The organism is Flammeovirga sp. SJP92 (assembly GCF_001583495.1).
Lineage (GTDB): Bacteria > Bacteroidota > Bacteroidia > Cytophagales > Flammeovirgaceae > Flammeovirga.
In genome coordinates, this window is the sequence record NZ_LQAQ01000061.1 from 139,797 (window position 1) to 154,843 (window position 15,047).

Genomic DNA, 15,047 nt, shown 5'->3' on the forward strand with positions numbered 1-15,047 from the left:
CTGATACTCTATTCAATAAAATTTAACTAATCTGTAATGACTTTGTTGATAATATGAATTACACCGTTTGATGCATCAACATTAGGAGTGGACACTGTAGCACCTCCAATTGTCACAACTCCATTGCTGATGCTTACAGTTAATTCAGCACCTCCAAGCGTTTCTACGGTTTGTCCATCAACAAGGTCTGATGATAATACCTCATTTGATACTACATGATTGGTAAGGATAGCAGCTAATTGCTCATTTGTAATTTCAACACCTGACAATGCTGCAAATGCTTCATCTGTTGGTGCAAAAACTGTATACTCTTTCAACACACCATCTACAAAATCTACATTGAATGTTGATAATAAATTAGTGTCATCTAAAGCACCTAATAAGGAGGTGAAGTTTCCAGCACTAGTGGCCACATCAACAATTGTTGAAGGCATTAATACTTTATCGATCACATGTACCACACCATTTACACCACTCAAATCTGGTAAAGCTACCATACCTTCGCTGATCATTACCGTTCCATTTTCAATCATCACTTCTAACTTCGTGCCTGCCAAAGTTTCTACTTTTTGTCCGCTAGTAAGTGCTGAAGACAATACCCCAGTTTGAATTACATGATGTTTTAGAATTCTGCCTAAATCTTCTTTAGATACTGTATTAAGGTCAATTCCTGCTGCTGCAAATGCTTCATTTGTTGGTGCAAACACTGTGAATTCATTTGTTGCATCCGTGAAAGGAGAAACTAATTCTGCTTTCGCTAAAGCATCTACTAAAGATGTGAAATTATTACTGATTGCAATTTGAGCGATTGTCAATGCCTGAGTTGGAACGATTACATTTTCAACAACATGAACTACGCCATTACTTGCTTCAACATCTGGCATTTTTACTTTTACACCACCTATCATCACGTCAGATCCCATCAATTTCACTTCCAGTTTTGTACCTGCAAGTGTAGTTACCATTTGGCCATCTTCAAGGTCCATCGCCATCACTTTACCTTCTACAACATGGTGACGTAATAAGATATCAAGTGCTTCTAAAGAAAGGTCATCAAAAGAAGAAATACCATTTGTTGCATCTAATAATGACTGGAAGGCCATATTGTCTGGAGCAAATACAGTGTACATTTTATCTGTTTCTCCAAACATACTGGCTAAATTAGCCGAAGTAAGTGCTGTTGCTAAGGATGAAAAATCATCTGATGATGCGATACCTAAAATTGTATCAAGCTCATCTTCTGGAATTAATACTTTATTGATTGCGTGTACAACACCATTATAAGCACTTACATCTGCTTGTACTACTGTTGCCTCACCAATCATGACACTTCCTCCTTCGATTTTCACCATTAATTCAGTTTCTGCCAATGTTTCCACCATTCCACCATTTTCAAGTCCTGACGATAACACTCTATTTGTTGCTACATGGTGTAATAAAATTCTTTGTAGTTGTGCTTCAGTTAATTCATCCAAGTTGATACCAGCATCTGCGAATGCTTGATTTGTTGGTGCGAATACTGTGTACTGGTTTGTAGGCACAGTAAAAGGAGTTACAAGATTAGCAGTTGACAAGGCTGTTACAAGAGTCGAGAAATCTGGTGTGCTGATCGCTAATTGAGCGATAGTTAAAGACTCTGTAGGTACAATTACATTGTCTACAATGTGGATCACACCGTTACTTGCTTCAACATCTGGTGTTGTTACAGTAACTCCGCCTACCATTACAACTCCATTACTTATACTTACTTCTAGTTTTGTACCAGCCAAAGTTTCTACCATCTGACCATCTTCTAGTTGAGATGATAAAACTTTACCTTTTACAACGTGGTTTTTCAATAATACATCAAGTGCACCTGATGAAATATCATCCAAAGTGGAAATACCATTATTTTCTGCTAATAGTTGAGCAAACGCTGAATTTGTTGGAGCAAATACAGTAAATTCCCCATTTGCGTCATCAAATGTGTCTACCAAATTTGCTGCAGTTAATGCAGATGTTAATGTTGAAAAATCAGATGTTGATGATGCAATTCCAGCAATTGTTGTTGCATTAGCGGGAAGGTTAGTTGGATTTTGGTTGTCATCTTCTTCTGTACATGATGTAAACAGGATAGAAAATATAAAAACCAATTTTAATAAATCTAAAGTTTTCATCTCATTTAAGATTTTATGGTTTGAAATTCAGATCTTAAATTTTGTGTAAAGATGTTTTGTTTAAACAATTTTCATTTTTATTAAACAAAAAATCTTAAAAACTTAGTTATGTACAATTGATTTTTGGGTTTATACTATAAAAAAGTGGGTTTTAAAGAAAAAATCTTCTATTGAAAAAAAGTGTAAAAAACACATCAACACGAAATGTTAAAACAAAGTTTCGTTAAACAAAGTTCACTTTTTCATTAACAAAATCAGGAATTAATAAAAAAATCCACTCAAATTTCTTTAAGTGGATTTCCATTTTATTCGTAATCTATAGAATAATGAAGGCCTATATTTTCATGCCTTCCTTTTGCTCCGGTAATAATGAGATAAGTAATTGTAATCATATTCCTAAGCTCACAAAGCGGTTGAGAAATCACCGTCTTTTTATATAAAGCTTCTGTCTCTTCATAAATAAGACCTGTTCTCTTGAAAGCCCTCTTCAAACGTTCGTCAGATCTCACAATCCCTACATAATTTGACATTACTCTCTGAAGGTCACTTCTAGATTGAGAAATTAAGACCATTTCTTCCGGTACCGTGGTACCATCCTTATTCCATTCAGGGATTCCCTTCTTCCAAGCTGTTTTATCAATAAGATCTAACGCAGTTTCAAAAGCTTCATGTGCATACACTGCCGCTTCTAATAATGAATTGGATGCTAAACGATTGGCTCCATGTAATCCAGTACAAGTACATTCACCACAAGCGAGCAAATTATTGATGCTTGTTTCTGCTTTTGTATTGACGACAATACCACCACACAAATAATGTGATGCAGGTGCTACAGGAATATAATCTTTTGTGATATCAATTCCCATATCTAAACAAGTCTTGTATATAGAAGGAAAATGTCCTTTCAGTTCCTCTTCATCAATCAAGGTGGCGTCTAACCAAACATGGTCTTTACCTTCCTTTTTCATTTCAGAGTCAATAGCTCTTGCCACTATATCCCTTGGAGCCAAAGAGCCTCTCTCATCATATTTCTTAACGAAATCTTTTCCTTTGCTATTTCTCAAAATAGCACCGGCACCTCTCATCGCTTCTGTGATCAGAAATGCATTCCCTTCATGCCCTCTTTGATACAGTGCAGTGGGATGGAATTGCACAAACTCCATATGATTCACTTCACCTTTAGCTCTGTAGGTCATCGCAATGCCATCACCCGTAGCAACACTTGGATTGGTGGTTGTATTATATACTTGACCAATGCCCCCCGTTGCCAGCAACGTTACTTTTGATAGAATCGTCTCAACTTCATCTGTGATTTTATTGAGTGCATAGATACCATAGCATTGCGTATCCTTTCTATACCTTGTTACATCTTCTCCTAAGTGATGTTGCGTAATTAAATCAACAGCATAATAATCCTGTAATATTTCTACATTATCATAGCTTTTGATTGCATTCAATAACGCTCTCTGGATTTCCTGTCCTGTTACATCTTTAAAATGAAGAATACGATGGTCTGAGTGCCCCCCTTCTTTGGCAAGGTTGTATGCACCATCTTCCGACTTATCAAATTGAGTTCCCCAATTAATAAGCTCTCTGATTCTGTCAGGGCCATTTTCAACCACCAATTTCACCACTTCTTCATTATTGATATGAGAACCAGCTACTAATGTATCTTTGATGTGTTTTTCGTAAGAATCGTCTGCATCAATTACAGCAGCAATTCCACCTTGTGCATATCTGGTATTACTTTCAAAAGGATCATCTTTTGTGATCAAGCAAATCTTTGGGTGATGATTTTTACTCTGAAAATGCTCGCACAATTTCAAAGCGTAGCTGAGACCTGCAATACCAGAACCCACGATTAGAAAATCAACTTTCTTCATGGACTGTTATTAAAAAATTAAAGCTGTTTATTAGAGCAATAAAGTAAAGTCACTCTACTACTTATAACAAACAGCTTTAATCAAAAGTTTATGATAACTCAAACATTCTATCGATTGAGCCTATTGCTTTAAGTCGAATGTCTTCTGGAACATCAACTTCTGGATATTCATATTGTAAACAGTTATATACTTTCTCCAAAGTATTCATTTTCATGAAGTGACATTCAGAACAAGCACATGTATTATCTTCTTTAGATGGCGCCGGAATTAAGTTCTTGTGAGGAACTGCTTCTCTCATTTTGTGCAAGATACCCGCCTCAGTAGCAACAATATAAGCATCTGCTTCATCATTTTGCACGTATTTCAGCAACGCGGCTGTTGAACCTACAAAAGAAGCGACCTTTAATAAAGGCATCTCTGACTCTGGGTGAGCAATGATTTTTGCATGTGGATATTCCTTATGCAAATCTAGGATTTTCTCCAATGCAAATGCCTCATGTACCACACATGCTCCGTCCCATAGTAACATATCACGACCTGTTTCTTTCATGATATACTTACCAAGGTTACGGTCTGGTGCGAATATAATTTTCTCGTCTTCAGGAAGACTATTAATGATTTTTAAGGCATTAGTAGAAGTAACGGTGATGTCTGTATAAGCCTTTACTTCTGCTGAAGAGTTGATATAAGTAACAACGGTGTGATCTGGATGTTTTTTCACAAAATCAGCAAATTCTTCAGCTGGTGCAGCTTCTGCCAATGAACAACCTGCTTTGAAGTCAGGTAAAATTACCTTTTTGTTTGGGTTGATAATTTTTGCTGTCTCTGCCATAAAATGCACGCCAGCAAATAAAATTATATCAGCATCTGTATCTGCTGCTTTTTGTGCTAATGCTAAACTGTCTCCAACAAAATCTGCCAGATCCTGTATTTCAGCATCTTGGTAATAATGTGCTAAGAAAACAGCGTTTTTTTCTTCTTTTAAACGTGTAATTTCAGCCTTAAGATCGGTGGGGTTATGGTCCATCACATCGATAAAACCCAACTGATCTGCTCTATTTTTAAGCTCTTGTGTAAGCATTTTCATTAAATCTACGGTATTTCTAACACGGCAAAGTTAATGAAACTTTGGGAATTGAGAGCTTTTTAATTCTTTAAAAATTAAACTAAAGCTCTAAATTTTTGGACATTTCTTACAATGCTTCCCTTTTCTTTTATATTTTTTGCAGCAGTTTTTTTTCTTACAAGTTATCTCTGAACTCAATTCATCTCCTTCTACCGAAAGCATATCCAATAAGTGTTTACTTGTTGTCGATAAAAAAATAGGATCTTGTTGAATCATAGCTTAATTTATTTAGATTAATTCTACTTAACGGTTGCAATATAAATCATTAATTAGATTAAATCTAAATTAAAAAGGACTTTTTTGTGAAAAATCATGAAGAATAGAAGTAGAACCCACAACATTTAAAGTACTAAATACACTTATAAATGATAACATTTAGAGAATAACGGCCGAAATGTATTTTAATTAAACAAAGTTTTCTATTATATTTAACAATGATACATTTTTTATAATTAATGTTATTTTTTTACGCATCTATAGAATATAGTCAGCATTTTCACACCTTTCGATTAATTTCATTTGTATGATTCTGACATTTCTATATTTTTGTGACATTCGCAATTTTTTTGACGGCAATTTACTTTAAGAAGGAACGTGGAAAACGAGCAATCAACAAATAGTTCAGATCATAATAATGGCAATAAAGTAGTTCACATTGATGGTATGTACCAAAACTGGTTCTTGGATTATGCATCTTATGTAATCTTGGAGAGAGCGGTACCTAGCATTTATGATGGACTGAAACCTGTACAGAGAAGAATTCTTCATGCAATGAAGGAATTAGACGACGGCAGGTTCAATAAGGTGGCAAATATCATTGGTTCTACCATGCAGTATCACCCTCACGGTGACGCTTCTATTGGTGATGCCATTGTACACTTGGGACAAAAAGAACTCCTTATCGAAACACAAGGTAACTGGGGTGACATCAGAACAGGTGACAGTGCAGCGGCGCCAAGATATATTGAGGCAAGGCTTTCTAAATTCGCTTTGGAGGTGGTTTTCAACCCTAAAACAACGGATTGGCAACTTTCTTATGATGGCAGAAAGAAAGAACCGATCAACCTTCCTGTAAAATTCCCATTATTACTGGCTCAAGGTGTTGAAGGTATTGCCGTAGGTTTGGCGACGAAGATTATGCCTCACAATGTCAAAGAACTGATTAAAGGTTCTATTGATATTCTAAAAGGTAAAAAAGTCAACCTGGTTCCTGACTTCCCTACAGGTGGTTTGGCCGATTGTTCCAACTATAATAATGGCCTGAAAGGTGGTAAAGTTCGCTTAAGAGCAAGAATTGAATCGCCGGACAGCAAGACCTTATTAATCAAAGAGATCCCATTTACGTGTACAACTTCAAGTTTGATTGATTCTATCATTAAAGCGAATGATCAGGGAAAAATCAAAATCAAAAAGGTAATCGACAACACTGCTCAAGAAGTGGAAATCGAAGTACAGTTAGCGAATGGTCAGTCTCCTGATGTAACTATTGCTGCACTTTATGCCTTTACAGACTGTGAAGTTTCTATCTCTCCCAACTCATGTGTGATTGTCGATGAGACTCCTGTATTTATGGGCGTGGAAGAAATTCTTAAAAACGATACGGACCATACTGTAAACCTTCTTGAAGCGGAATTGAAGATCAAGAAAGGTGAATTACAGGAGAAAATTCTATTCAGTTCATTAGAGAAAATCTTTATTGAAAATAGAATCTATAGAGATATTGAGGAATGTGAAACTTGGGAGGCGGTTTTAGAAACGATTGATACGGGACTTACTCCATACAAGCCTAGTTTCTACAGAGAAATCACTCAAGATGATATTATCCGTTTGACTGAAATCAAAATTAAGAGAATCTCTAAGTTTGATACTTTCAAAGCGGATGAGTTATTGAAGAATTTACTAGAAGAATTAAAAGAAGTAGAATACAATCTTGAGCATATCATTGAGTTTGCGATTGACTACTTCAATAATCTTCTTAAAAAATACGGAAAGGATCACGAGCGTTGTACTGAGTTGACAACTTTTGATACAATCCAAGCTTCAAAAGTAGCGGCAAACAACGCCAAACTTTATGTCAACAAGAAAGAAGGTTTCATCGGTTACAACCTTAAACGTCAAGATGGCGTGGAAGAAGTGATGGACTGTTCGGATATTGACGACATCATTGTATTTAGAAATACGGGTGAATATGTGATCACGAAAATCGGTGAAAAGAAATTCGTGGGTAAAAACATCATTCATGCGGAAGTTTATGTAAAAGGTGACGAAAGAAAGGTTTACAATGCCATTTACCTTGATGGAGCAACGGGCATTACAAGAGTGAAACGTTTCCAAGTTCCAAGTTTCACAAGAGACAAAGAATACAATGTCACTAAAGGTTCTCCGAAATCGAAAGTGACTTATTTCACTTCTAATCCTAACGGTGAGGCAGAAATTGTAGGCGTTTCATTATCTCCTAATTGCCCTGCCAAAGTGAAGTCATTTGAATATGACTTTGCTGATTTAGAGATCAAAGGCAGATCTTCTCAAGGTAACATCTTGACGAAATATCCTGTAAGAAGAGTCACATTGAAACGTGAAGGTATTTCTACGCTTCCTGCTATTGACCTTTGGTATGACGATGCAGTAGGTGTATTGAACAAAGATGAAAACGGTAAATACTTAGGTAAATTCAAAGATGAAGATCGTTTGATTATTTTCTATGAAGACGGTGAATATGAATTGACCAACTTTGAGGTGACGAATCGTTATGAAGCGAAAAAGGTGGTATTGATTGAGAAATTCTTGCCTTACAAAGCCATTTCAGCGGTGCATTACGACACCAACAACAGACAGTATTACATCAAGCGTTTCCATATCGAAACGTCTACCATGAATAAACGCTTTAAGTTTATCAACGAAGCCAATGCTTCAAGATTACTTCTAGTCACTACTCAACTTTCTCCAGACGTTGAATTGAAATACACTAACGGCAGAAAGCGTGAAAAGACAAAAGTCAACTTGAAAGAGTTTGTGGAAGTGAAAGGCTGGAAAGCACTAGGTAATAAACTTCCTTACGATAAAGTAACGGACGCAAAATTACTTTCAGCAGATGATCCAGTTGACACTTCTGATGACAGGTCTAAGCCTGATGACAATTCAAACGATAATAATAACAACGATGGAGGAAGAGATTCTTTAAAGTTGTTCTAAACATAAAAAACGACTGAGCAGTGTTTGTTCAGTCGTTTTTGTTTTAACTCATAATTTAATTACTACAGCCTTGTAGAAGCGTAGCCCGCTACGCAAAACAATGGAATAATAAAATATCTGGTATATCTATTTTTAGACATTAGATCAATATCAGACACACGTAGCAAGGCTACGTGGCTACACTATGAATAGTTCACTACTCTTCCAACCCCTCCGGCAAACTCTTCTTAGGATTCAGATTCCCTTTCTTCTTCATATCGTTCACTAAAGAAATAAAGTTCCCTTTGCCTTCAGAAAGTTGCCCTACGGCTTTATCAACATCTCCTTTTGTGGCATTAATTTTCTTTTGAAGGTCCAACATTGTTTCTACAAAACCTCTTGCCTTATCATAGATTCTTGTAGCATGTTTGATGATGTCTTCAATATTTTTTTGTTGATGCTCATTACGCCACAATTCCTCTATTACTTTAAGTGTTGCCATCAGAGTAGTTGGACCAACGATCACTACTTTTTTATGATAAGCGTAATCCCAAAGTGCATCATCTTCTTGTAATGCCACTAAAAATGCAGGTTCGATTGGGATAAACATCATGACATAATCCAATGTTTGAATTCCCTCTAACTGTTGATAGTTACGCTTTGCCAGCTCATCAATATGACTTTTCAGAGCACGAATATGCAATTGAATTTCGTGTTGTTGTTCTATTTTATCTTCAGCATTAATAAAACGTTCATAAGCATTTAAAGATACCTTTGAGTCAACTATAATTTGTTTTCCTTCGGGATAATTGATAATCACATCAGGCTTTTGCAAATCACCTTCTTCAGTTCTGTAAGTCGGTTGTACTAGGTATTCATGTCCTTCTCTCAATCCTGATTTTCTTAATACGGAATCTAAGATCATTTCTCCCCAATCGCCTTGTGTTTTGGTGTCACCTTTTAGGGCTTTCGTTAGGTTTTGAGCATCTTGAGAAATTTGATGATTCAGTTCTCTCAGCATTTTCAATTCGGTTCTTAAAGAAGAGCGTTCATTCGATTCTTTTCCGTAACTGTCCTCAATTTTCTTTCTGAAGTTTTCAATTTGATCTTTAAAAGGATTAAGTACCAAATCAAGGTTATTTCTATTCTGTTGGGTGAATTTATTCGTGTTTTCTTCAAAAATTCGCTGAGCAAGGTTTTCAAATTCCTTCTTAAAATGCTGATTTAATTGCTGTACTTCATGGTTCTGTTGTCCCAACTTTTCTTCCAAGAACGTTAGCTTTTCAGTCAAAGCTACAATTTCCTCTTTCAAAGATATGTTTTCCTCATTTAGTGTGAGGTTAAGATTTTCTAACTCTAATTTCCCTTGTTGAACGATTTCTAAAGTCCCTTTATTTTTTGCTTCCGTACTTACTATTAATTCATAATTAGTACGCAGGCTATTCAATTGATTTTGAACCTCAATTAATTTATTCGACTTCTCTTCTACCCTCACTTTTGAGGTATTGAGTTCTATATCAAGCTTATTATTGGAATTCCTTAATTGCTCAATTTCCGATTTCAATTGTTCTTGATTCTGATTAAGTTTCAAACGCTCTTTTACTTCCAATCTAAACCGAGCTTCTTCGTTGGCATATTTCTGACGGTAATAAAAATAAACGAAACAGGCCCCAATCATTAAGCCTAAAAAAAATACAATAATGAGTAATATGATAACGGAAGTCTCTAACTGCATAATCTTCTGAACAATCTTTTTGATAAAGTTTATACGAAGTTAGTAGAAATAGAGTATTACAGAAAACGAATTTTCAAATGATAAGATGGAATTTATAACAGATCACTTAAGGTCAACGGTTCAAATAGTTTACATTTCTATTTTTTTTCAGAAAAAATGTTTCTAAATTTTAATTGAGTAATCAAACAATATTGCTCTACACTTTGATAACTCAACGACAATTTTACTTCAATCCAAAATTTTTAATAACTCAAAACTAAAAATGAGAAAATTCACACTACTATTATTCTTTTTTGCTCCCCTCCTCACATACGCTCAAATGGATTCATTGGTGATGATCAATGGAGATATTATTGTTGGAGAAATTAAAAGTATGGACCGAGGTGTAGTTGAGATTGAAACCGATTATTCGGACTCTAACTTTAAAATAGAATGGGAAGGTATCCAAAGTATGGTGTGTAATACTGACTTTATGGTGACACTTTCCAACGGCAGGAGAATTAGTGGAAAAGTGGTCTCTGAGGGTCCAGAATCACTTCAAATTGTATCAGATGAAGAGGGAACTATTGATGTCAATCCCGATGACATTGTCAACTTAAAATCAGTTGAAAAATCATTTTTAAGTAAACTATCAGCCAGTATAGATGTGGGGTACAGCTATACAAAAGCCAATAATTTATCACAACTCAATGGCTCTGCTTTTATAGGCTATAACACTAAACGGTGGGCGCTTTCCCTCAGTCTGAATAGCCTTAGATCCACACAAGACAATGTAGCTGCTATTGAAAGAAATGACGGAACGTTGACAGGTAATTACTTTCTTCCTTATGGTTTTTATGGAACAGTGGATTTTAGATATTTGACCAACACTGAACAATCTATTAATCTGCGTACCACTTCATCACTTGGTGTTGGTAAATATATTATACACACCAACACCGCCTATTGGGGTTTTTCTACGGGTGCTTCTTTCTTGAATGAATCATTTACGCAAACCGTAGATGAGAATGGAGATCCTTTTACAAAACCTTCAAACAACAGTGCTGAATGGTACATTGGTACAGAAGTGAACCTATTTGATACTGGAGACCTTTCCTTCAATACCAACGCCAGAGGCTCAAGGACACTGACCGGAGAAGACCGTTGGCGTGCTGATGTTGGTGCAAATATCAAATATGACCTTCCTTATGATTTTTATATAAAAGCAGGTTATAATATGAACTATGACAGTCAGCCTGCTGAAGTCGGCAAGGAAGTCGATTATCAATATTCCTTTGGTTTTGGATGGGAGTTGTAATGTTTAATTTTTCAAAAGTTATTCTTTATCATTTTTAAAAAAACCCTCAGATGTATTATTTTGTGGTTTAACTTACAAATGCAGAATGACTGAAAACATTTTTTTAGATAAGGTTAGCAAACGAAGAAAAATACTTATTGGATTAGTAATCACACTTTTATTACTGAATCTTTTACAATTGTACCTGAGATCTGACAATACATCACATCTTCAGGACAGGGTTCAAAGTAAAAATGTGGAGCTTGTTCTGACCTATACCAAATTAGATTCTATTTCCACAGAATTAAATAAGCAGATTCAAATCCTTGATCTTATGAATGAGGATATTGACTCACTAACGCGTATCAAAAATTCTCTGGAGAAAGAGAAAAAAGAACTAAGATCAATACAATTAATTGAAGAAAACCGATACAATCAAATTAAAAGCAAGGTGAGCGTTTATGAAGGAATTTTGAAAAGAAGAGATTTACAAATTACTTCTCTGAAAGACGTTAACGACTCTCTATCAACAGAAAATCAATATCTTACTCATCAAAGAAACTCCTTAACAACTCAAATAGATTCTTTACAAACCCATCAAGGGGAGTTAGAAAAAATTATTGATGACGCTAAAAATCTAAGAGCACTAAATATCACTATTTGGGGAGGAAGCAAAAAGAACAAACTCAAAGAAGGTATTTCTTTTAAAAGAAAGAATACTTCTCAAGTAGCAATCCGATTTAAACTGACACCGAATAGACTGATTGAACAAGAGGATAAAGATATCTTTTTATGTTTGGTTGATCAGGAAGGTGCTACAATTTATAACCCCGACAACCAAATTAAGTTTTTCAGATTGAAAGGGTCTGATGAAAACCGATTTTACACCACTAAAAAGACATTATCTTATGAAAATGATCTGCAAAATGTGGAATTAGTTTATCAATCAGAAAACCTGCTTAACAAAGGGGTATATAGTGTCAATTTATACTGTGACGGTGAACTTTTAGGAAAATCATCCTTTACTATTTTATAGTCGTTTTTTGTTTAAGAAGGCATTTCATGATTATTTTTATACTATAGTCATTTTTTTGGTACTTTTTTCCTATTTTTCTCACAATCGTTATCATAAAGCAATAGATTTTTAGCAAATTTGAAGCTTTAGATACTACATACATTTTTTATTTTTCCATGAGAGCAAATACTTATAAAGAAATTCCTGAAAATAAGCCCCAGCATGCTCCAAAAGTTTCCAATTCTAAATGGGTAAAAAAGCTGTCTAAGCTCAAATTCATTTCCAATTCAAGTGAAGATGAGAATAGTAGGTATATTCAGAAAATTCTTTTTGTAACGTTCTTGGGAATCCTATATATCGCCAATGGATTTCAAGCGGAGAAGTCACATTTAAGAATCAACAAACTGGAAAAATCTGTTGAGAAATTGAGAGTGGAATACAGTACGCTTAAATATGATTTTATCAATGAAAGCAAGCGTTCAAAAATCAAGGAAAGAGTAGCCCCATTGGGTTTAGTGCCTTTAGAAACGGCGCCGATTGTGATTTCAGTATCTAATTTAGAGGATCATTAATTTTTTATATAAATGGGAATTAGAAATTCCATATTACTACGTGTAAGATTTGCATTTTTATTGATTGTGGTCATGGCCGCTGCAATTCTTGTGCGTATCTCAGATTTACAATTTGTTGAGACAGACAAATGGGCAAAAGCTGGTAAAGCGAATAGAGTAAAAGTAAGAAGAGTAGATGCTACAAGAGGCAACATCCTTGCCGATGATGGCAGTTTATTGGCAACTTCTATTCCTTTTTATAAACTAGCCTTTGACCCATGCGTATCCAATGACAGTATTTTCAATAATGGTATTGATTCATTGAGCTACTTACTTTCTAGGTATTTCAAAGAAAAAAGTGCTGCTGAATACGATAGCCTGTTGAGAAATGCTAGAAGAAAGAAAAGAAGATATATTATCCTCAGCCATAAGCTGGTAAAACATCAGGATAAAAAACATATAGACAACTGGCCTATTTTCCGTCAAGGAAGACATACTGGCGGTTTGATTTTCACTAAGTATGAAAAGCGTTTCAAGCCTTTTGAAGATTTAGGCAGAAGAACCATCGGTTTTATCAGTAAAGATGAAAACGCACAGTTTACAGGAAGAGGCTTGGAATTCAGTTTCAATAAAGACCTTGCTGGTACTGATGGGGAAGCCCTATTCCAGAGAGTTTCCGGTAATCAATGGAAGCCTCTTGATGATGGTGCTCAAGTGAGAGCAGAAAACGGATTGGATATTCAGACGACCATCAATATGGACATTGAAGAGCATGCTCATAATGTTCTTGAAAAAGCTTTGATAGACAATGAGGCCAACTTCGGTACCGTGCTGTTGATGGAAGTAAAAACTGGTGAAATCAAAGCAATTGTCAACTTAGGTAAAAACTCTAAAGGTGAATATGTTGAAGATTTCAACTACGCCATTCAAGGAGTTATGGAGCCAGGTTCAACCTTCAAAAGTGCATCAATGCTGGCGCTTTTAGAAGAATTTGATATCAATTTGGAAGATTCAGTAAATACTGGTGATGGAAAATACATGTTCTATGATGAATGTATTATGACCGATGCACACTATAACGGATTTGGGATGCTGTCTGTCGAAGAAGTCATTGAAAAGTCTTCGAACATTGGTATTTCAAAATTGGTCTTCAAATATTTCAGAGAAGATCCAGATCGTTTTATGCATTATTTGGATCGCTTTAATCTAACTTCTACTATCGGCTTCCAAATGGAAGGTGAAGGAAAACCGAACATCAACCGTCCGGGTGATCCAAATTGGTCAGGCTGTTCACTTCCTTGGATTTCTATTGGATATGAAGTAGAAACTTCCCCACTTCAAATGCTGACTTTCTACAATGCCATTGCCAATGACGGTAAAATGGTGGCTCCAAGAATTGTAAAAAGAGTATTGAGAGGTAATGATGTGGTGGCGGAATACGGCGTTAGAACCATCAACAAAAAAATCAGCTCTGAGCGTTCGCTGAAAGCCATGCAAGGAATGTTGAAAAAAGTAGTGGAAAGCGGAACAGCTAGAAAAATCAACACTACTGAATTTGACATTGCGGGTAAAACAGGTACTACTCAGAAAGTAAAGCAGGGTGCTTATACCAAAAATTACTTTACATCATTTGTAGGCTATTTCCCTGCAGATGCCCCAAGATATTCAATGATTGTTGCTATTGATGAACCTAAAGGTGCTAAGCGATATGGCGGTGACGTATGTGCTCCTGTATTCTTAGATATTGCCGAAGTGGTTTACGCTAGAACAACAGAGAGAGATATTCATTTCGTTGACAACGAAAATATAAAAGCATTTCCTTATATCAAAGCCGGAAATTATAACGATTTATTACTGCTATCAGACGCTTTTGATATTCAACAAGTGTCAGAAAATACCTCACAGTGGGTAAAAACAAAAGTCTTGGGTGATACCATTGCCTGGGTCAACGCAGCTGTTAGAAAAGGAAGAATGCCAGATGTAAGAGGAATGACATTAAGAGATGCCATGTACCTTGTTGAAACTGAAGGTGCCACTGTGCATTCTACTGGAAATGGCCGTGTAGTCCAACAATCTATCACTCCAGGCGGAAGAATAAATAGTAGAACGAACGTCTATCTCAAACTACAATAAA

At 35.7% G+C, this 15,047-nt stretch carries 9 protein-coding genes; 5 read left to right on the forward strand and 4 right to left on the reverse strand.

What is annotated here, in order from left to right; genetic code table 11:
• Positions 1 to 26: 26 nt before the first annotated feature.
• The 3 genes from AVL50_RS13325 to nadA form a co-directional block, all read right to left on the reverse strand.
• Positions 27 to 2,156, reverse strand: a complete 2,130-nt coding sequence (locus AVL50_RS13325; protein WP_062616992.1) for a fasciclin domain-containing protein — start codon at positions 2,154 to 2,156, stop codon at positions 27 to 29.
• A 305-nt stretch (positions 2,157 to 2,461) separates the two neighbouring features.
• Positions 2,462 to 4,039 (reverse strand): L-aspartate oxidase, encoded by a 1,578-nt coding sequence (gene nadB, locus AVL50_RS13330; RefSeq protein ID WP_062616993.1) that lies wholly within the window; start codon positions 4,037 to 4,039, stop codon positions 2,462 to 2,464.
• Between the two features lie 88 nt (positions 4,040 to 4,127).
• Positions 4,128 to 5,066 (reverse strand): quinolinate synthase NadA, encoded by a 939-nt coding sequence (gene nadA, locus AVL50_RS13335; RefSeq protein WP_371259038.1) that lies wholly within the window; start codon positions 5,064 to 5,066, stop codon positions 4,128 to 4,130.
• Positions 5,067 to 5,759: 693 nt separating this feature from the next.
• Between nadA and AVL50_RS13340 the strand changes: the two genes are divergently transcribed.
• Entirely contained in the window at positions 5,760 to 8,357 is a 2,598-nt protein-coding gene (locus AVL50_RS13340; protein ID WP_062616995.1) for a DNA gyrase/topoisomerase IV subunit A, read from the forward strand.
• A gap of 196 nt (positions 8,358 to 8,553) precedes the next feature.
• Here the strand turns inward: AVL50_RS13340 and rmuC are convergent, their stop codons facing one another.
• Positions 8,554 to 10,071, reverse strand: a complete 1,518-nt coding sequence (rmuC, locus tag AVL50_RS13345; RefSeq protein ID WP_082795805.1) for a DNA recombination protein RmuC — start codon at positions 10,069 to 10,071, stop codon at positions 8,554 to 8,556.
• Positions 10,072 to 10,333: 262 nt separating this feature from the next.
• On the opposite strand from rmuC, the gene AVL50_RS13350 reads away from it, so the two are divergent.
• The 4 genes from AVL50_RS13350 to AVL50_RS13365 all read left to right on the forward strand — a co-directional run bounded on the left by AVL50_RS13350 (position 10,334) and on the right by AVL50_RS13365 (position 15,046).
• Positions 10,334 to 11,368: a DUF481 domain-containing protein gene (locus tag AVL50_RS13350; RefSeq protein ID WP_063850703.1), complete on the forward strand. Its 1,035-nt coding sequence runs from the start codon at positions 10,334 to 10,336 to the stop codon at positions 11,366 to 11,368.
• Between the two features lie 85 nt (positions 11,369 to 11,453).
• Positions 11,454 to 12,383: a hypothetical protein gene (locus AVL50_RS13355; protein ID WP_062616998.1), complete on the forward strand. Its 930-nt coding sequence runs from the start codon at positions 11,454 to 11,456 to the stop codon at positions 12,381 to 12,383.
• 155 nt (positions 12,384 to 12,538) lie between these two features.
• A complete protein-coding gene (locus AVL50_RS13360; protein WP_062616999.1) occupies positions 12,539 to 12,934 on the forward strand; it encodes an FtsL-like putative cell division protein in 396 nt (131 codons plus the stop codon).
• A gap of 12 nt (positions 12,935 to 12,946) precedes the next feature.
• On the forward strand, positions 12,947 to 15,046 hold the full coding sequence (locus AVL50_RS13365) for a penicillin-binding protein (RefSeq protein WP_062617000.1): 2,100 nt from the start codon (positions 12,947 to 12,949) through the stop codon (positions 15,044 to 15,046).
• Position 15,047 lies beyond the last annotated feature (1 nt).

Bases quoted from the DNA above. Each gene is read 5' to 3' on its own strand.
- AVL50_RS13355 (WP_062616998.1), top strand. From the start codon at position 11,454: ATGACTGAAAACATTTTTTTAGATAAGGTTAGCAAACGAAGAAAAATA.
- nadA (WP_371259038.1), bottom strand. From the start codon at position 5,066: ATGGACCATAACCCCACCGATCTTAAGGCTGAAATTACACGTTTAAAA.
- nadB (WP_062616993.1), bottom strand. From the start codon at position 4,039: ATGAAGAAAGTTGATTTTCTAATCGTGGGTTCTGGTATTGCAGGTCTC.
- rmuC (WP_082795805.1), bottom strand. From the start codon at position 10,071: ATGCAGTTAGAGACTTCCGTTATCATATTACTCATTATTGTATTTTTT.
- AVL50_RS13350 (WP_063850703.1), top strand. From the start codon at position 10,334: ATGAGAAAATTCACACTACTATTATTCTTTTTTGCTCCCCTCCTCACA.
- AVL50_RS13325 (WP_062616992.1), bottom strand. From the start codon at position 2,156: ATGAAAACTTTAGATTTATTAAAATTGGTTTTTATATTTTCTATCCTG.
- AVL50_RS13360 (WP_062616999.1), top strand. From the start codon at position 12,539: ATGAGAGCAAATACTTATAAAGAAATTCCTGAAAATAAGCCCCAGCAT.
- AVL50_RS13365 (WP_062617000.1), top strand. From the start codon at position 12,947: ATGGGAATTAGAAATTCCATATTACTACGTGTAAGATTTGCATTTTTA.